Origin of the sequence: Bacillus sp. FSL K6-0069 (assembly GCF_038007785.1) — a bacterium.
Classification (GTDB): Bacteria; Bacillota; Bacilli; order Bacillales; family Bacillaceae_G; genus Bacillus_A; species Bacillus_A mobilis.
Genome location: NZ_JBBOXN010000001.1, coordinates 2,469,573 through 2,489,550 on the forward strand (window position 1 = coordinate 2,469,573; position 19,978 = coordinate 2,489,550).

Annotated in this window: 17 protein-coding genes, 1 pseudogene and 1 riboswitch; of the genes and pseudogenes, 15 read left to right on the forward strand and 3 right to left on the reverse strand. The window is 33.2% G+C overall.

Annotated features, from left to right (window positions below; genetic code table 11):
• Positions 1–294: 294 nt before the first annotated feature.
• Positions 295–921 (reverse strand): DUF6518 family protein, encoded by a 627-nt coding sequence (locus tag MHB74_RS12575; protein ID WP_061680218.1) that lies wholly within the window; start codon positions 919–921, stop codon positions 295–297.
• A 367-nt stretch (positions 922–1,288) separates the two neighbouring features.
• Between MHB74_RS12575 and MHB74_RS12580 the strand changes: the two genes are divergently transcribed.
• Positions 1,289–2,188 carry a LysR family transcriptional regulator gene (locus MHB74_RS12580; RefSeq protein ID WP_061680223.1) on the forward strand — a complete coding sequence of 300 codons (900 nt, stop codon included), beginning with the start codon at positions 1,289–1,291 and terminating at the stop codon, positions 2,186–2,188.
• A gap of 71 nt (positions 2,189–2,259) precedes the next feature.
• Here the strand turns inward: MHB74_RS12580 and MHB74_RS12585 are convergent, their stop codons facing one another.
• Positions 2,260–3,249, reverse strand: coding sequence for an aldo/keto reductase family protein (locus tag MHB74_RS12585; RefSeq protein ID WP_061680217.1), 990 nt, complete (start codon positions 3,247–3,249; stop codon positions 2,260–2,262).
• 499 nt (positions 3,250–3,748) lie between these two features.
• On the opposite strand from MHB74_RS12585, the gene abc-f reads away from it, so the two are divergent.
• From abc-f to MHB74_RS12615, 6 genes are all read left to right on the forward strand, one after another.
• On the forward strand, positions 3,749–5,377 hold the full coding sequence (gene abc-f / locus MHB74_RS12590) for a ribosomal protection-like ABC-F family protein (protein ID WP_061680222.1): 1,629 nt from the start codon (positions 3,749–3,751) through the stop codon (positions 5,375–5,377).
• 20 nt (positions 5,378–5,397) lie between these two features.
• Positions 5,398–5,991, forward strand: a complete 594-nt coding sequence (locus tag MHB74_RS12595; protein WP_061680216.1) for a GNAT family N-acetyltransferase — start codon at positions 5,398–5,400, stop codon at positions 5,989–5,991.
• 396 nt (positions 5,992–6,387) lie between these two features.
• A complete protein-coding gene (locus MHB74_RS12600) occupies positions 6,388–6,930 on the forward strand; it encodes a DUF3267 domain-containing protein (RefSeq protein ID WP_061680221.1) in 543 nt (180 codons plus the stop codon).
• 268 nt (positions 6,931–7,198) lie between these two features.
• A complete protein-coding gene (locus tag MHB74_RS12605) occupies positions 7,199–7,969 on the forward strand; it encodes an ABC transporter ATP-binding protein (protein WP_061680215.1) in 771 nt (256 codons plus the stop codon).
• Positions 7,944–9,875, forward strand: coding sequence for an ABC transporter permease (locus MHB74_RS12610; protein WP_061680214.1), 1,932 nt, complete (start codon positions 7,944–7,946; stop codon positions 9,873–9,875). The genes MHB74_RS12605 and MHB74_RS12610 overlap by 26 nt, the downstream gene beginning before the upstream one ends.
• 66 nt (positions 9,876–9,941) lie before the next feature.
• Positions 9,942–10,613, forward strand: coding sequence for a lipoprotein BA_5634 family protein (locus tag MHB74_RS12615; RefSeq protein ID WP_061680213.1), 672 nt, complete (start codon positions 9,942–9,944; stop codon positions 10,611–10,613).
• 65 nt (positions 10,614–10,678) lie between these two features.
• On the opposite strand, the gene MHB74_RS12620 is transcribed toward MHB74_RS12615, so the two are convergent.
• The gene (locus MHB74_RS12620) at positions 10,679–11,020 is read right to left on the reverse strand and encodes a DUF3914 domain-containing protein (RefSeq protein WP_061680212.1); all 342 of its coding nucleotides are present in this window, start codon (positions 11,018–11,020) and stop codon (positions 10,679–10,681) included.
• Positions 11,021–11,271: 251 nt separating this feature from the next.
• Between MHB74_RS12620 and MHB74_RS12625 the strand changes: the two are divergent.
• The 8 genes and pseudogenes from MHB74_RS12625 to MHB74_RS12660 form a co-directional block, all read left to right on the forward strand.
• A pseudogene (locus tag MHB74_RS12625) lies at positions 11,272–11,622 on the forward strand (lipase-like domain-containing protein); the annotation flags it as partial.
• A 318-nt stretch (positions 11,623–11,940) separates the two neighbouring features.
• On the forward strand, positions 11,941–13,296 hold the full coding sequence (locus MHB74_RS12630; protein WP_098374477.1) for an RNA-guided endonuclease TnpB family protein: 1,356 nt from the start codon (positions 11,941–11,943) through the stop codon (positions 13,294–13,296).
• 333 nt (positions 13,297–13,629) lie between these two features.
• Positions 13,630–14,673: a homoserine dehydrogenase gene (locus tag MHB74_RS12635; protein WP_061678502.1), complete on the forward strand. Its 1,044-nt coding sequence runs from the start codon at positions 13,630–13,632 to the stop codon at positions 14,671–14,673.
• Between the two features lie 124 nt (positions 14,674–14,797).
• Positions 14,798–16,246 (forward strand): MocR-like pyridoxine biosynthesis transcription factor PdxR, encoded by a 1,449-nt coding sequence (gene pdxR, locus MHB74_RS12640; protein WP_061678503.1) that lies wholly within the window; start codon positions 14,798–14,800, stop codon positions 16,244–16,246.
• A 4-nt stretch (positions 16,247–16,250) separates the two neighbouring features.
• Positions 16,251–17,165, forward strand: coding sequence for a D-alanine--D-alanine ligase (ddlB, locus tag MHB74_RS12645; protein ID WP_061678544.1), 915 nt, complete (start codon positions 16,251–16,253; stop codon positions 17,163–17,165).
• Positions 17,166–17,237: 72 nt separating this feature from the next.
• Positions 17,238–17,343, forward strand: a riboswitch (TPP riboswitch).
• 122 nt (positions 17,344–17,465) lie between these two features.
• Complete coding sequence (tenA, locus tag MHB74_RS12650; protein ID WP_061678504.1) at positions 17,466–18,155, forward strand: thiaminase II; 690 nt, start codon at positions 17,466–17,468, stop codon at positions 18,153–18,155.
• Between the two features lie 454 nt (positions 18,156–18,609).
• The gene (locus MHB74_RS12655; protein ID WP_061678505.1) at positions 18,610–18,939 is read left to right on the forward strand and encodes a heterocycloanthracin/sonorensin family bacteriocin; all 330 of its coding nucleotides are present in this window, start codon (positions 18,610–18,612) and stop codon (positions 18,937–18,939) included.
• A 339-nt stretch (positions 18,940–19,278) separates the two neighbouring features.
• Positions 19,279–19,758: a homoserine dehydrogenase gene (locus MHB74_RS12660; protein ID WP_141658062.1), complete on the forward strand. Its 480-nt coding sequence runs from the start codon at positions 19,279–19,281 to the stop codon at positions 19,756–19,758.
• The last annotated feature ends 220 nt before the right edge of the window (positions 19,759–19,978 follow it).

A 19,978-nucleotide genomic window follows, 5' to 3' on the forward strand; every position in this document is an offset into this window, starting at 1 on the left:
TTTGGAGATAAGTTTTTTAGCCTTATTTTATAGTGATTATATGAAATGGTAAAAGGTCATCTTAGCATGTATGATGACACACTAATAAATACGATTGTTAAATTAGAAGTATTTAATAAAAAGCTGATAAATATTTTTGTAAGAAAAAAGCCATCCCTTTGAAAGAGATAGCTTTATGAATCCATCCTATGAATAAGTGTATCAACATTAATAAGTATAATTTTTGAATTCGTAATATGTTTTGTAGATTATAATAGAATTTGTCTTTTGTTTTTTCATGATACAGTATTGTAATTAAGTAAACAAACTTAATAATTTATATCCGATTAATCCTAAAATAGTGATAGGGACCATCATTAAGAAAGAAGAAATTCGATTAGCATTAGAGCGTTCTAATACAAGAATCAAGATAATCCCGACTATCACTTCGGTATATCCAACAGGTAACATGTGACTATAGTCTTCAAAATTTAAAAGAATGTGAAGTCCATCCGTTACAAAAACTCCACTAATAAGTGCGCTTCCGAATTTATGAAGTGGATTTGTAGTGTCTTTCCATAGAAAACCTGCAATTCCAAAGATAGTTCCTCCTATAAATGCACATACAATCCATACAGATATAAAATAAATAGAGTGAGCTACATTTGTAATAACTATTGCATAACCATAATAGCCTAATATCATACCGAGTAGTGCAAGGATACCAGAAAGTATAGCTGTACGCTTAGAATAACTAAAGCTAGCCACAAAAAAGGATGGAATTAACCAAACGCTTCCTAGATTAGCTAATGAATTCCAATGTCCTGGAAGTATACCTTGCCCCAATTTAGTTAGTATACCAACAATAATCCCTACTATAATCGGGATGAGAAAAATCCTTAAAAACATATTTAACTTTGTGATTTTTAATGTCCTGTCCATAAATTCAATCCTTACATTAAAATTTTCTACAAACATATAATAGCTTATTGCAAGGGAGTAATCAATAAATATTTATCGAAAAACAACAATTGATTATTGGATAACGAATAACATTTTGTTTTTATAATTAGATGAATAAAATATCAAGTACTCGTTACTCAACAAAATGGTAAATCAAATAATATATGAAAGTAATGGAATTTCCCAAAACATGTAATTCAATTTAGTATAAATCTCTCGTATTTTTACGAAATGATTTATGATAAAAAAGAAACGAAAAGGAATTGATATAGTTTCCTCCTATTTTTATTTATAATTTATTAGAAGGAGGGCTTTTTTGCTAGTTGTGAATGTTGGGGGGATTGTAATGGATATTCGTAAAATGAAATATTTCATAACAGTGGCAGAAGAATTAAACTTTAGTCGTGCGGCAGAACGTCTTATGATGGCACAACCACCTTTAAGTCAAGAAATTCGAAAGTTGGAAGAAGAATTAGGTGTTCAACTTCTTCACAGGACAAAAAGGATGGTTGAACTTACTGATGCGGGGAAAATCTTTTTAGAAGGTGCGCGGCAAACGTTACTTCAAGTAGATAGAACCATTAAAGAAACACAGCTCGCGGATGAAGGGAAGATCGGACATATAATCATCGGTTTTGTCGATTCTACAGAAACGGTTATAAACATATTAAAAACCTTTCGAGAGCGGTTTCCTAAAATTCAGCTTATATTACGCGAGATGACAACAGACCAGCAAGTAAAGGCACTTTATGAAAAACAAATTCATATTGGATTTATTCGTTCTAAGCAGAATAATGAAATATTGTATTCTGAAGTTTGTTCTAAAGAACGTTTAAAATTGGTTTTACATGAAGATCACCCATTAGTTTCGTTACCCAATATTCCTATTAGAGAACTAGTAGATGAATCATTTGTTTTATTTCCTCGTCATTTCGGTACTAACTTTTATGATTTAATTATTAGTTACTTTTGGGAACATGGAGTAAGTTTAAATATTGTTCAAGAAGCAATTCAAATGCAGACGATTGTAAATTTAGTTGCAGCAGGAATGGGGATTTCTGTCGTTCCATCTTCGGTGGAAAGTTATAAAAAATCGGGAGTCACGTATAAAGACATTCAGGAACATACACCGGAGATAAACTTATACGCTGGATGGAGACAAGATGAAAAGTCTATCGTACTCGAGAACTTTTTAGCAGTTGTTAGAGAGATTTATAAGACTTCACAACTTGAATTTGAAAAGTAAAGGCCCATCTTGTTGGATGGGCAGTAATGAACTTGGAAAGATACTATATTTATTGTTAAGTCACTAATCAATCAACCTGTTTTACTTGAATCATACTCAATGAAACCTTTTAGCACACTATCAATTTGACCCATAATTTCAGGTGACAATGTAACACTAGAAGCAATTACATTTTCTCTTATTTGCTCCGGATTGGAAGCGCCAATAATAGCAGAGGAAACAGCTGGATTTTGTAGTACCCAAGCAACTGCAAGTTGAGGTAGGGTGAGATGATTTTCTTGTGCAATAGGATTAAGTTTTTGTATAGCATTAAGTACATTATCACTCATCCAACGTTGTACGAGTTTGTTAAAAAACGGTTTTCCCGCATCTGAATTAGCTCGTGATTGGGTAGGGATTGGTTTGCCCGGTTGATACTTTCCAGTGAGAATGCCTTGTGCGAGGGGAGACCAAACAACTTGACCAAGTCCTTCACGTTGACATGTAGGTATTATGTCTGTTTCGATCACTCGCCACAACATCGAATATTGAGGCTGACTAGCAATAAGAGGAATATTCAATTCTCGGGCAAGTGCTGCACCGCGTGTAATTTGCCCCGAGGTCCATTCACTTACGCCTAAATAAAGGACTTTACCTTGTCTTACAAGATCTGAGAAAGCTAACATCGTTTCTTCAAGAGGAGTTGCTGTATCGAATCGATGTGCATAATAGACATCAATGTAGTCTGTATGTAGCCGTTGTAACGATGCATTACAATTTTCTATAATATGTTTTCGTGATAATCCACGATCATTTTTCCCGGGTCCGGTCGGATGGCATACTTTTGTACAAAGTTCTATACTTTCTCGGCGTATTCCTTTCAAAGAACGACCAAGTATTTCCTCAGCAATAGTGTCCGAATAAACATCTGCAGTATCGAACGTTGTAATTCCAACATCTAATGCGGCTTTCACACATTCATTTGCAGTATCTTCATTTACTTTTCCCCCATGGTTTATCCAGTTCCCATATGCAATCTTACTTACTGTTAATCCACTGTTTCCGAGTTTGCTAAATTCCATTGTAGAATCCCTCCTTAAAAATGATAACTTTATTATAAAAACTGAAATGTAGTATGTATAATATAAAATTAATCATACAGTTATATAAAATTTATATAAGAGGGCGTGCTTAGAAGGGGATTATTAGGGGAATCTTAAAATAAAGTATGCTTGTTCAATTTGAAGTTAAGAAATGATAAATAGACCTAGAAGAAAACAATCTTTATAATAGCACATATAATGGCATTTACTCATACAGTACTATCATGGTACAATATGGTTACTAACGACGGAAAGGAATGATGGGTGGACGATGATTAACTAATCTTATTTTTAAATGTTGAAATTAAATAAATTTCAATTTCTAAAAAATAGGATTAGTCTGCCCAATTTCCATACAACGGTATTGCTATTTATGTTGCGCAATAGCTTATTTGGGTATAAATATTTTAACGACTAATCCTGCCAAATTTATTTGGGAGGATTTTTTTATTCTCCCTTAATGAAAGGGATCGGTATTATGAAAGAACTATTAAAATTAAATGATGTTTATGTTGAAATAAAGGAAAACACTTTGTTAGAGAAAATGAATGTGACAGTAAGGCAAGGGGATGTTATCGGATTAATCGGTAAAAACGGGGCTGGTAAATCAACGTTACTTCAATTAATAAATGGGAAAATTGAACCATCAAAAGGTACTGTTGAATGGATGCAAATGAATATGACAACAGCATATGTTGAACAAGAAAAAGAATTTTTTGTTAGTAAGGATATGATTGCAAAAGAAGCCGAACTTCTTGCAAAATGGGGCGTGCCAACGAACGATTTTCTAACTTTAAGTGGTGGTGAAAAGCTAAAAGTTCGATTAGCAAAAGGATTTGCCGAAAATCCTAATGTCTTAATATTAGACGAACCGACAAATCATTTAGATGAGATGAGTACGGAATTTCTCATTAAACAAATCAAAAATATGAAAGGTACAGTTATCGTCGTATCGCATGACCGATACTTTTTAGATGTTGTCGCAACTAGAATATGGTCAATTGAGGATAAGAAATTAATTGACCATAGCGGGAATTATACGAGTTATATGAAAGCACGTGAACATAAAAGAATGACGCAGCAGCGTGAATATGAAAAACAGCAAAAAAAGATAGAACAAGTAGAAACACATATTAAAGAATTAAGTTCATGGTCACAAAAGGCACATGCACAGTCTACAAAACAAGAAGGAGTGAAAGAATTTTATCGTGTAAAGGCAAAGCGAATGGACGCGCAAGTTAAATCAAAACGAAAACGCCTCGAAAAAGAGCTGGAGAAAACAAAGGTAGAACGTGTGAAAGAAGAGTATTCAGTTGAATTTGCCATTCAAGCGAGTAAAAAAGTAGGAAAACGTTTCTTAGAAGTAAAACAATTGCGGAAAGAATTTAATAATCGGACATTATTTGAAAACGTTAATTTTACAATTCAGCACGGTGAGAAAGTTGCGATGATTGGACCAAACGGTAGCGGAAAAACAACTTTACTGAAGATGATTATGGGAACAGAAACTACCGAAGGAGAAGTATGGATTTCACCATCAGCAAACATTGGATATTTAACACAAGAAGTATTTGATTTACCGCTTGATAAAACACCAGAAGATTTATTTTATAAAGAGACATTTGAAGAAAGAGGAAAAGTCCAAAATTTAATGAAACATTTAGGGTTCCAAGCTTCTCAATGGAAAGAGCCAATTGAGTATATGAGTATGGGGGAAAGAGTGAAATGTAAGCTCATGGCTTATATTTTAGATGAAAAAGATGTACTTATTTTAGACGAACCGACGAATCACCTTGATCTACCTTCACGTGAACAGCTTGAAAATACATTAGCTGAGTATAACGGAACACTCATTATTGTTTCTCACGATCGATATTTTCTGGAGAAAACAACAAGCGCAAAACTTGTGTTTTTAAACAATACGATACAAAAGCAGCTAGAAGAACCTACAAAAACAAGAGATGAAATTGAAGAGCTACGTTTAACGTTAGAAACAGAGAGACAAGAAGTATTAGGTAAATTAAGCTTTTTAACTTCTAAAGACAAAGAATATAAAGAACTGGACGAACGGTTTATGGAGCTTACGAAGCAGATCAAGGCGCTTTAACGTAAATAAGGGGGATTAATATGGGAAAAGAGAGTTTGACTAAGTTATTTAAAATAGATTGTGGTGATATATACCTACAAGAGTTTACGGTCAAAGATGCAGAGAGTATTTATAAAATAGCAAATCAACCAGAAATAGAAAAGTTTTTACCCGACTGGAAATCAACGAAAGAACAACGAGTTAATTGGGTTACAAATGATGAAATACCAGAAAACAAAGCATTTCTTGATGCAGTGAGAACTACGACTAACATAGATGATCACATATTGAGGCTAGGAATATTTAAGAAAACCACAAATGAATTTATTGGATGGTGCTGCACAAGTCTGAAAGATGAGCTTCCTGCACCGAATAGAGAAATTATGTATGCTGTTTCAAGTGAATATCATAATAATGGATATGCAACGAAAGCGACACAAGGCTTGATCGGCTATTTGTTTGAAAATACAAATGTGGATGTCCTTAACGCAATTGCATTAATTAATAACGTACCGTCAAATAAAGTGATTGAAAAATGCGGGTTCGTTTATTTGAGTCAACAGACGATAGAAAACCAAATTTATAATCATTATGTATTGAGTAAATCCGAATGGGTAAAAAATAGTGCTCTTTAAAGGGGATCATGCAATGCAAAAAGCTTAGAGTTAAAATTCTAAGCTTTTTTGCATTTTAAAGTACTAGTTAACCAAATTATGTGTAGATTCTGGATGTGCGTTTCACCAAAAACAAATGTAGCAAGTAGTACATGCGAGAACTATTTCATAAACAGTATATCCAAAAGGTATTTGGGGAATTTTGTCGAATATATGTATCTATGAAAACACTAATTTCTTACTCAAATCATCCTACACATGATTTAGTAGAAGAATGCACGGCAAAAGTGAAGGCAGCAAAGGTTTGCATTTAAAATTAATGATTGAGTGTAAGTGGATTGCATGTTTTAAAATATGAAATTTTAAATGGGGGGAAAGCGTATTATCATTTGGTTTCGTCACTTACCACAAATAAGTATGGATTTGTCAGAATGGACTCCTTTTATACAAAATGATTGGCACCGAAAACATTATATGAAGTTTGTATATGTACTTCAAATCATTATTTTTCTAATACCGCATTATTTTGGAGCAAGTTTCACCGATCTTAATATATTATATCTCATCATCATAGGCATTTTGGTCTTCATTATTCATGAATGCCTACACATTATTGTTATAAATAATAAAGGTGATATTAGCTTAACTTGTAGTGGAATATTTTTTTGGCTAAATACGAATGCAATTCTATCCAAAGCGAGATTTTGGATCTTTATGAGTTTTCCTATTATTGTACTATCGGTAATACCGGCCATTATATCATCTTTTGTATCAGGCAATATTAAATCAATCTTATTATTTGTATGTTGGATAAACGCAATAATTTCTGCTTCAGATATATATAATTCATTATTAATTGCGATTAAACCGAAGAAATCAATTTTTTGTAGAGGTTATTATAAAGTGGAAGACAATAAAAAAGGGTATCTCAAAAAAATTTCAACTAAAGGCATTAGTTAAAAATATAACTTTGGGAAGTAAAAGACCGATCAAGCAATCGGTCTTTTCTCGTTTTTATAATAAAGATTTGATATACAATTGTATTTTCTATCACTATACAATTATTATAAGATAGTTATGCGTTAATTTTAATTTGTAAATAGTTTTATTATCAGTTTTTTCAGAAATCTTACAAGCGTGTAAGATAAATGAAAGATGAATCAATATGAGCTATAAGACAATTCATTTACACTCTATTATGAGAAGTGCAAATGAAGGGAGAATAGAAATGGAAATTTTACATGCGAAAAATATTAGTAAAGTATATAAAGGGAAAATACCTTTTAAAGCATTAGTGGATATTGATTTATCAATTCAAGAAGGTGAATTTATAGGGATCATGGGGCCATCAGGTAGTGGAAAAACAACGTTATTAAATATGGTATCTACTATCGACTCCCCATCCTCAGGAGAAATAGTAATAAATGGTACAAATCCTTTTCAATTATCATCCGAAGATTTAGCTTTATTCCGTAGAAAGCAATTAGGATTTGTATTCCAATCATTTAATTTACTTAGCACGCTTACAGTGAAGGAAAATATCGTATTGCCGATGACATTAGATGGTGTTTCTGTACAAGAAATGAACAAACGAGTAGAAGAAATTGCAGCGAAATTAAATATTACAGATATATTGAATAAAAGAACGTTTGAAATATCAGGGGGACAAGCTCAAAGAACAGCAATCGCTCGTGCAATTGTTCATAAGCCGCAATTATTACTTGCAGATGAACCAACCGGGAATTTAGATTCTAAATCTTCAAATGATGTAATGGAGATGCTTGATACGCTTAACAAGGAAGAAAAGGCAACGATGATGTTAGTTACACATGATCCGTATGCAGCTAGTTTTTGCAGCCGGGTAATTTTCATTAAAGATGGTCAACTATATAACGAAATTTATCGTGGTGAAAGTCGGCAAACTTTTTATCAAAAGATTATGGATGTCCTTTCTTTGTTAGGAGGGAAAAGGCATGACTTTTCGTCAGTTCGCATTTAATAATATTTTTCGAAATAAGCGTACATATGCAGCCCATTTTTTAAGTAGTGCATTTTCGATTATGATTTTCTTTACGTATGCACTTTTATTATTCCATCCGGATTTACAGGGGGAGTTGAAATCGACAAGTAAAACAATAAGTACATTTGGTACGTTAGGATTTCAAATATCCCAAGGTTTGATTTTTGTATTTTCTTTTTTCTTTATTCTATATTCAGTGAGCTCGTTTTTAAAAACGCGTAAGAAAGAATTTGGCATTTTAATGATGCAAGGTATGTCAATGAAACAGCTTAAGAAGTTATTGTTAATTGAAAATATGTTAATTGGACTTGGCTCAATTTGTATTGGGATCCTCATCGGTCTCATATTTTCTAAACTAGTTTTACTAATCAGTGCCAGTGTATTAATGATTAGTAATGGCTTACCTTTTTATATACCAGTTCAGGCTGTATTATTAACAGTTTTTACGTTTCTTGTCTTATTTTTAATTGTTTCGTTAGTTACATTTAAAACGGTTAAAGTAACAGAACTTGTGGAACTTATTCAAGCTGGAGAAAAGCCAAAGCCTGAACCGAAAGCTTCAATAATATTATCGTTACTTTCTTTAATTAGTATAGGGTGTGGATATATTTCAGTATTTCGCTTTATTCAAAATCATAGTTTTATTATACTCGTAATGGGTGTACTCTTAGTAATTATAGGAACGTACTTTTTATATACACAATGTAGTGTTTATATATTGCATCTTGCGAAAAGAAGTGAATCTTTCTTTTTAAAGAGAACCAATATACTAACGTTTTCAGAATTAATTTACCGTATGAAAGATAATGCAACGATGTTTTTTATAGTGTCTATTATTTCAGCGGTTGCTTTTACAGCGATTGGAACTACAGCTGCTGTTGGGAATAAAGAATTGGTAAGGATGACAAACCCATATACGTTTCTATATGTTGGACCTGAAAAAGACAAAGTGGTGGATAAACATCTCTCTATTATAAAAAAACATCTTGCTGATGCGAATATTCCATATCGAACGGCTTCATCTTCTTATAAATATACAGAAAGTAATGTATATGTAATGAAGTTAAGTGAATATAACGAACTTGCGAGAGCACTAGGATATCAACAAGAAACAATTGAAAAAGAAGATGAAATATTACTAATCCCTGGAATGGTATCGCAAAAACAAGAATTTAAAAATGGTGATTATAAAAAGAATATTGAAGTCATTGAAGGAGATTGGATAAAGACATTTCGTGTGAAAAAAGCTGTGGAAAATTTAGTTTTACCACATGATACTAGCGGTATTTTTATCGCAGTTCAAGATCGTGTATATGACGGTATTCCTTTTAATATCAATCAAGAAGATGAAGTTATTCAACATCGTACATACGGATTTGTTGTAGATGACTGGATAAAGACGAAAGAAATTTCAAATCAATTAAATAGTATATTCGATGAAGATGCAAGGGAAGGTAATTTCTATTTTCAAGCTTTGACTTTAAGTTTGTTAGAGGCAAAACAAACGAATGGATTATTACTTATGGCAAGTGTTTTAGTTGGAATCGTCTTCTTCACGTTTGCCGCTAGTTTTATTTACTTCCGGTTATATACTGATTTGGATCGCGATCAACAACAATATAAGATGATTTCGAAAATGGGATTAAGTAAACGAGAGTTGAAAAAAGTTGTAACGAGACAGTTATTATTAATGTTCTTTTTACCGATTATCATTGCAGTAATACACACAGTGGTTGCTTATATGGCATTGCAACAATTAGTCGATTTTTCTATTTTAAATAGTTCCATTGTAATTTTAATTACATTTATCTGTATACAAGTTTTATATTTCTATATAACCCGTTGGCGTTATTTACAAAAGCTTTATAAAACTATGGAACAGTAGGGAATATGAGCAAGTAAGACTGCATAAAAGCATGTAAAAATAATTTGAGTTATGAAAGGAACTGTGATGAAGAAAATATTATCTATTTTCATTTTAAGTATATTAATGTTAATAAGTTTAAGTGCATGCTCTAAAAATGAAAACAGATTTCCAGCTAACGGTGTATTAATCATTGGAGATGAAAATAATACTTTATCAATTATGAATCGTTATCAGGAAATTACGAAAGAAAATGAAGTGTTTTCTGTGAAAACAGCTACATTTGGAAAAGGACAAGTATTAATTTTAAATGAATATACAGCACAAGCATTGATTAAAACTAAGGTTTTTCGTCATAGAGAGAATGGATCCCAATTTAGACCTATAGATACGTTACCCAAGTTACCAAAAGAAGGCTCGCTTTTGTTGGCACAAGAAGATGAAAAAAATTTAAAAAGTATTGAATTAGAGGGACAGGAGATTGCTGTTAAATACGGTAGTGATGCTTGGATAGGTAACGCCCGTAAATATCCAACGCAATGGTATGTGATTGTAGCAAAAGATAGTGTGTATAAAGAATTAAAAGCAAATGAAACGAAAATGCATCTTCTCCATCTGAACAAGTCTTTAGGTGATGAAAAACCTAAAATGTCGACAGATAATACATTAATAAATGAAAAAGTAAAAGTAGAAAAGTTAATTAAAGATCATCAAGGGGAAGTATCATTTCAGTTTGTAACGATTGGAGAAAAGTCTTAAAAAAGAGTTCGAGATTGATAGAAACTTTATCAACCTCGAACTCTTTTTAATACCATGTAAATAACTTACATTACTTCATTTAATCGAGTCTCATTTGTTTCTTCGATCACATTTGGATTTTGAACCGAACTATCTTGAGCTTCCTTTTCTTTACGGGCCTTTTGTAACATTTCAAGTATAATCCATAAAGGAACACCTTTATCTTTTAACATCTTCCATAAATCTAATTCGTTAAATTTATGCGCAGGTTGTTTCATCTCTTTTTCAGATGAACGAATATCAAACTTGATTGGATCATTTGATTTTTTATCTTCCAGTTTAGTAGAAGTGGTGTTATTATGCTCAAGGTTAGATGGAGTTATTTTAGTAGGTTGAGATAATCTATGAATATTTGAGCCAATTTGCATGCTTTTTCCTCCTTTTCAGGCGATGAAATTAGTTTACTTATGGTATTAAATCTTTTTAACATGAGGAAGTTATTTCTAATTATAAATTCAAATAAACAGATTTACAAGTTGTATTGTAAAAAGTAAATATTTATATAGGTTGTATATATTTTCTATATATACAACCTATATAAAATGCTTTACATTTTGTTTAAGTTATTATAGCATGCTGTGAATTAAACAAATGTAAACGTTTTATTAGGAGAGAGAGTATGGGGAAGTTATTTTTAAAAATATGTTTTTTTGCTTTGATGACTGTATGTTCATTCGCAACGAAAGTATTATACGCTGAAGAGAGTCAACAAAATAATTATCCGATCATTTTAGTAAACGGGTTTGCCTGATGGGGTAGAGAGGAAATGCTAGGGGTTAAATATTGTGATGGTGTTCATGATATACAGGAAGATTTGAAACGCAATGGTTATACAGCTCATACCGTAGCTGTTGGGCAAGTTTCTAGTAACTGGGATCGTGCATGTGAATTATATGCCAAAATTAACGGTGGAACAGTACACTACGGTGCCGCACATGCTGAGAAACATGGACATAATCGTTTTAGAAGAAGACTCCATCTGATTTGTGTTACGGGTGAATCCCAGCAATTCACGTGGAGATGAATTGCCGTCAGAAGGTAGGTTGAACTCTTTTGTTTCGCTCATAGTAATTTTTTGAGTGCGAATGTTTGTTTCTTTTTGTCTTACGATATAATGTAGATGAAGAGGGAATAGATTGTAAGACAACGAAATTGGATAATGATTATCATTCCGCTACTTGATCCAAAAGGAATTACGATGAAGAACATGTTCTTGTTCCATTTCTTTCTAAATATTAATTTGTCAAAAATAATTTTAATGAACGCTCTAAGAAAGGTGGTGACAACAATGGCTAGAAAGAAAGCAGTGAAGGTATTACGTAAACAAAAGAAAAGAGAAAACATGCAACGACTCACGCAAAAACAAAATCTCGGGCGAGCTTGCTTGACTGCAAAAGAATTTCGCTTACTTCAGCGCATGTCACATAGTTCAAAAGCGTTGCGAAATGTTGGATTGTATACCATTAAACAAAGTTACTTGAACCATAATAAAATGGCTACTGTAAAAGAAGTGGATACTGCCATGCAAACCGATATGAATTACTGGGGCATGCAATCCAACTCTGTTCAAGCGATTCGTAGAAGTTTATTTACAGAAGTGAAGAGCTTTTTTAAAGCAATGAAACAGTGGAAGAAAAATCCTGAGAAGTTCACAGGCTGTCCTAAGTTTCCGAATTATTCTCGTTCCACTGACAAACGAATCATTGAAATCTATCAAGTTCCAAAAGTGGATGATAACGGGTATTGGATGATTCCGATGAATGTGGCATTTAGAAAAAAATTTGGTTCTATTAAAATACGTATGCCGAAAAACGTAAGAAATAAAAAAATCTCCTACATTGAGATTGTACCGAAGCAAAAAGGTCGGTTCTTTGAGGTGCATTACACATATGACATGCACGTTTCTCAAATGAAGAAACCATCCACGACTACGAATAACGCTTTGAGTTGCGATTTAGGTGTAGATAGATTAGTAAGTTGTGTAACAAATACAGGCGATGCATTTTTAATTGATGGAAAAAAACTAAAATCCATTAACCAGTACTTCAACAAAATGATACGTAATCTGCAACTGAAAAATGTGGAGAATGGACTCTCTAAACGCGTTGTAACGAATCAAATGGCTGCACTTTGGCATAAACGGGAAAGACAAATAAATGGTTACATTTCACAAACGGTAGGCTTGTTGTTCAAAAAAGTGAAAGCATGCAACATAGATACGGTTGTCGTAGGGTATAACGCTGGCTGGAAACAAAAATCTGATATGGGGAAAAAGAATAACCAAAACTTTGTTCAAATCCCGTTTCATAAACTGATTGCGGCAATTGAGAATAAATGTATAAAAGAAGGTATCCGATTTTTCAAACAAGAAGAAAGCTATACCTCAAAAGCTAGTTTTCTTGATAAAGATCCGGTTCCAGTTTGGACTAAGGATGATAAGACGTATTATCACTTTAGTGGCAAACGAATGACTCGTGGTCTGTACCAATGTAAAATAGGAACATGTATCCATGCGGATATTAACGGTGCATTGAATACCTTGAAAAAATCAAAAGTTATAGAATTGGAAGAGAATCTTAAAGTGAAAACGCCGATTCTATTAGAAGTGCAAAAATGTAAGGCTGTTGCTTCGCGCATAGCTTAGTGGGTGCGTCAACCATCCATGTGTACTCGACTTGTCGGGGCTTGTAGCACACGCCGGATTCATCTGAGTGGTGGCTTCTTCCACAAGGAAGACCTGCTCTTTTTCGAAAGGGTGGTGCAAGTGGGAAAACAATCGTTCGTTGCCAGTACCAACCAAAAACATACTTGGGGTGCTACCATAAGGTGGCATGAATGCTAGAGCGTCAAACTGTCTAGCGATAGATGAAAAGACCTAGTGTTCTAACTCAAGCCCCCACTGAAATGTTATATCTCAGTGGGGGTAGTTGACATTATATTGAAAGAGGGATTTGGTAGAAAAATATGGGGGGATATTATGAAAATTCAAGTTGTATTATCAGGATATGGAACAGTTGGCAGAGAGTTTGTAAAATTATTAAACGAAAAATATTCATATATATATGAAACATATGGGATTCAATTAATTGTAAGTGGCGTGTTAGGTAGAAATGTTGCAATTCATAATGAGGATGGCTTATCTATTCATCACTTATTAAGGTATGGTGGCGGTAGCTCTGCAATTGAAGAATATATTGAACATCATCCGAAGGAACGAGCAACAGATAACATAAGTGGTACTGTACTGGTGGAATCGACTGTTACAAATCTTAAAGATGGAAATCCAGGAAAACAATATATAAAACAAGCGATTGAGAAACATATGGATATAGTAGCAATTTCAAAAGGTGCACTCGTTACAAACTGGAGAGAAATAAATGAAGCAGCAAAAAATGCAAATGTACGAATTCGATATAGTGGTGCGACCGCGGCCGCATTACCGACACTTGATATTGGTCAATTTAGTTTAGCTGGTTGCCATATTGAAAAAATAGAAGGAATATTAAACGGGACTACTAATTATATTCTTTCGAAAATGAATGAGGAAGATATTACGTTTGAAGAAGCGCTGAAAGATGCGCAACGTAAAGGAATTGCTGAAACGAACCCAATATTAGATGTAAGTGGTTCTGATAGTGCTTGTAAATTGTTACTTTTGACAAACAGTTTAATGGGAACAGAAAATACGCTTGCAGATATACATATAAAAGGAATCGAACATGTTACACAACAACAAATTCGAAATGCTAAGGAACATAATAAATATATTAAATTAATAGCTTCAGCATATAAGGATCAGGATGGTAAAGTTGCTTTTAAAGTAGAACCGTACGAAATAGATAAGGATCATCCGCTAGCAAATGTAAATGGGACAGAAAAAGGGATTACGTTCTTTACAGATACGATGGGACAAGTTACTACAATTGGTGGTGCTTCTAATCCACGCGGAGCCGCAGCAGCAGCTTTAAAAGATATTATTAACTTATATCGTAAAGATCTGTACCGTATTAGTGAGGAGTAACATCCACCATTGATTATTAGCCTTTATTTTTATAATACCGTACCGCCCTTTATAAAAAATACATATGTAGTGGACCTTTTGAGAATGAAATAATTATGCAAAAATGATTGCAGGGGGTAAGGAATTGTTTAAAGATTTTAAAGTTGTCAAAGATCGTCCCGTTTATATTCAATTGAAAGATTATTTGAAAAAGATGATTATGAAAGGGCATTTGCTTGGGGATCAAAAAATTCCTTCAACAAGGGAGCTAAGCGAATTACTAAGTGTGAGCAGAAATACTGTACTCGCTGCTTATGCCGATTTAGAGCAAGAAGGACTCATTTATGCAGTTAAAGGAAAAGGAAATTTTGTTGCGAAGGTTGATATATCGAACACTTCGTCAGTTGAAATAGATTGGAAAAATAAACTTAATACAGTTACCTTACTAGCGGATGAATTAGATTTAATGAAACATGGTGTTCGCTGGGAAAAAGGAATGATTGTTTTTAACAGCATTGCTCCGGACGAAAAGCTATTTGATGTGGAAAACTTCAAAAGAGCTTTTCTTACTCGTATGTCCATTGAAGGTGATGTTGTATTAAACTACGGATATGCTAAAGGTTATAGACCGTTAATGAATTATCTACTTCATTATATGGAAATGAAAGGCGTAGATATTTCGAACAAAGATATTTTAATTACAAATGGGTTTACTGAAGGATTGGATATTGTACTTTCCTCGTTATCCAAAAAATCGGGGCGGGTTATTTGTGAGAACCCGACGCATCATGCTGCACTGAAGCTTTTCCGTTTACATGGACTTGAAGTGCATGGAATTAATATGAATGAAGATGGCATCGATACGAACGAAGTAGAAAAAAGTTTGCGTGAAAAGGATTTTGATTTCGCGTATTTAATTCCTTCTTATCATAATCCAACTGGTATTGTTACGAGTTCGGAGAAAAGAACGGAACTGATGAGATTATTTTCAAAATATAAAATTCCTATTATAGAAGATGGGTTTAATGAAGAACTACGTTATTCAGGTTCACATTTAGCACCATTATTAACCTTTGCTGGCGCGGGTAATAATGTGATTTATATTAGTAGCTTTTCGAAGGTACTTTTCCCTGGTTTACGTGTAGGATGGATTATTGCAGATAAAGAACTAATTCATCATTTAGAAAGTGTAAAAAGAGCAAGAACGATTCACACATCTACGTTAGATCAAGCTGTTCTATTTCAATATTTACATGAAGGATATTTTGAAAAATATTTAAAAAAGGCAAGATCAGTTTATAAGAAAAAATATGAGTTAGCTGTTGGGGCGTGTAACGAGTACATTCCGTTTCAAAGAAGGACCGGTGATGGTGGCCTCCATTTATTTATAGAGTTAGAAGAAAAAATTCATGCCCGTACGCTTTTGCAAAAGTGTTATGAGCAAGGGGTTACATTTTCTCCAGGAGATGTTTTTTATTCTGATGGAGGAGGAGCAAACACTTTTCGATTAGGATTTTCACGTCTGAAAGAAGAAGATATAGTTCGGGGAATCAAAATAATTGGTGATACAATAAAAAATGAAATTTGGAGTTGAGGAAATGAGAATTGGCGTTATTATGGGTGGAGTATCTTCTGAAAAACAAGTATCAATTATGACTGGAAATGAAATGATCGCACATTTAGATAAAAGTAAGTATGAAATAGTTCCAATTACGTTAGATGAAAAAATGGATTTAATCGAAAAAGCGAAGGGCATTGATTTCGCGTTGCTCGCATTACACGGAAAATACGGAGAAGATGGGACAGTTCAAGGAACACTTGAAAGTTTAGGTATTCCTTATAGCGGAAGCAATATGTTATCTAGCAGTATATGTATGGACAAAAATATTTCGAAAAAGATTTTACGTTATGAAGGCATAGAAACACCAGATTGGATTGAACTTACAAAAATGGAGGATCTAAATCTTGATGAATTAGATAATTTAGGGTTTCCGTTAGTGGTAAAACCCAACTCTGGTGGTTCAAGTGTTGGGGTGAAAATTGTCTATGATAAAGACGAATTAATCTCGATGCTGGAAACTGTGTTCGAATGGGATTCTGAAGTAGTAATAGAGAAGTATATAAAAGGTGACGAGATTACATGTTCAATTTTTGATGGAAAACAGTTACCTATTATTTCAATTCGACATGCAGCTGAATTCTTTGATTACAATGCGAAATATGATGATGCTGGTACAATTGAAGAAGTTATCGAACTTCCAGCTGAATTGAAGGAACGTGTAAACAAAGCGTCACTGGCTTGTTATAAAGCTTTGAAATGCAGCGTTTATGCGAGAGTTGATATGATGGTGAAGGACGGTATTCCATATGTAATGGAGATTAATACTTTACCAGGGATGACACAAGCAAGTTTACTACCAAAAAGTGCAGACGCGGCTGGAATTCATTATAGTAAACTATTAGATATGATTATTGAAACTTCAGTAAGAGTAAGACAAGAAGAAGGATTTTAAGTAGTGGTAGCATGAATACTTTTGACAGTAACATGAAGTATGTTATGATGAATACAATACGAAAATTAAATATTTATCCACTAGGGGGGCCTATTATAGGCTGAGATTAAATGCAAATTTGAGACTCTTAGTACCTGATCTGGTTAATACTAGCGTAGGGAAGTGGGAAGACATTACTATTTTATGAATAAATACTGTCAATTTCACTTTCTTTACGCCTGTAAAGAAAGTTTTTTTGTTTTACAGATTTAATAATTGTGGGTAAATACTTAAATTTTATACATAATTGGAGGGATTTAAATGACTTTTTCACAATCATTACGTAAAGAAGTAGATTCAATTTGGGAAGCTAGTTTTCAACACCCTTTTGTAAAAAAACTTGGTGAAGGAACGTTAGATTTAGCTAGTTTTCGCTATTACGTGCTTCAAGATTCATATTATTTGAGTCATTTCGCTAGAGTACAGACTTTAGGAGCTGCAAAGGCTCTAGAATTAGAAACGACAGCTCGGATGGCACACCATGCTCAAAATACATATGAAGCAGAATTATCTTTACATGAGAATTTTGCGAAAAAACTAGGGATAACTCAAGAAGAAAAAGAGAGTTTTATCCCTGCTCCAACTGCATATGCATATACTTCACATATGTATCGTGCTGCGTATGAAGGACATTTAGGTGATATCATTGCAGCAATTTTACCTTGCTATTGGTTGTATTATGAAATTGGTGAACGTTTAAAAGATTGTCAGCCAGAAGAGCCAATATATAACGAATGGATTTCTGCTTATGGATCTGATTGGTTCCGTACATTAGTTGAAGAGCAAATTACACGGTTAGATACTATAGCTGAAAAAGTGACAGAGGCAGACCGAAATCGAATGAAACAGCACTTTATTATTAGTAGTCAATATGAATATTCATTTTGGGAAATGGCCTATACTTTAGAAAAGTGGCCGGTGAATACAGAAATAAAAAATGTAATTGGATAATGAGTAGAGGTATTGCTATTCACAGGTATGAATAATACTTATGAATAGGATTTCACCAAAGAAGTATCGCAAAAAGACGCATTAATCTAAGTGCGTCTTTTTTCAATTTATAAAAATGAACCCATGGAAAAAATAACCTAAAAATAGGTGTATGAACAAGATGCATCATATAGTGTTAGGTCATATTTTGTAGGGGTACGTATTGAACTTAGTTTATCCCGCTTTAATGGGCAGTAAGACCCCCCACCTCAAAATGCAGCGAAAGCAAAGAAGTTAGGTGGGGGATCAACTGCCCCTAAAAGTCCGATTGGTGAGGGCTGATAATCAGTGGGGGATGAAGAAAACCCCCACTGATTAAAGTTTCACTTTATAGCGCTATTTTTACTTAGATTTAACGAACAGAAATATAAGAAAGTATTGAAAAAGTTGAAGTTTATAAACGGAGGGCATGAAAATGAATAATTTTCAACAAGAACTACAAGCGTTAAGCCTTAATGATTACCAGCCTGGAAATATCGTATATTGGGACCAACAAAACCAAAATCCATATTACTATATTGAAGATGTTGCTCGTCGCTGCGGAGGCTGTGGAGGGCGTTGTGGAGGTTGTGCAGGTCGCTGTGGTGGATTTCGTTGTGGTGGATTCCGTTGTATTGGTTGCTTCGGTTGTTTTGGTTGTGGCGGCTGCGGCGGTTGTGGTAGCTGTGGTAGTTGTTCAAATTGTTTTAATGGTTTTAGTGGTACTACTGATACAACTGGTACTATTGTAACATATGAATATTGATAAAAGAAAAAAGGAATCCATTAGTGAAGCATTATATAATTTTTATTAAAGAATTTAATTAATACACATGTAGCATTCAAGTTAAAGAAAGATATTTAGATTTTTAGTTGTAAATCAAGATAAGATCGAAAAAGCAATGAGTAGATTTAAAACCTAATCATTGCTTTTTTGTATTTTTTACCATAAAATAAGAAATCTGTTGCTTCTAGTTAGTGGGTAGCGAAAGAAATTATTACAACTATGTAAGATTAATGTAATGTTAATCGATAGTAAATGAAGACACTTGAGTGTATTTTAAAATATTGGGGTAAGTAAAATTTTATTAGGAAGTGTATTAAAATGATTGAAATTAAATCTATGATCCATTCGTACAAACTAAAGAGAAAAATAGCAAGGGATTTATACGGAAACAGAGATGAATTGACACTGTTATTAAATGAATGTAATAAAATGAAACACACAGTAACATGTGAAAAAAAGAAAAATAATATATTATCTCGTTTACAATTAATTTATCAAAATATGAAATTAGATAAACGGTATCCTCTTCCAATTACTTTTAATAGTAAATTATTGGATCGATTAGAAAAAGAATCTTTTCATTCTATTGAGGAAGGTATAGCATGTCTACAATTAATGTTAGATATAAATTATGAGAAAATAAAACAATATGGATCGAGTACAAGTAGATCATTTGTTCCATTATCGCAGTCTTCCATTTGTCTTGCTGATTGTGTTTGTATAACTGGATTTGTATTAGGATTACTAGGTGCAGTTACATTTGGAGGATTTATGTTATCAGTATGTTCAATTACATAGAGGTTGATATCTGTAAAAAAAGGGCATCGTTTTAAGGTGTTCTTTTTTAGTGTTATTGTAAAATTACTGTAAATAATAAATACATTACATTAATAATATTGTATAATTTGAATGTATTAAAATAAAGATACTAGAGGTGTCCTATATGATAGTTACTTTTAATTTTTAAATCAGTCTTTTTAATAATTTATTATTCGGAGGAATCTTTATACTTTTCTTT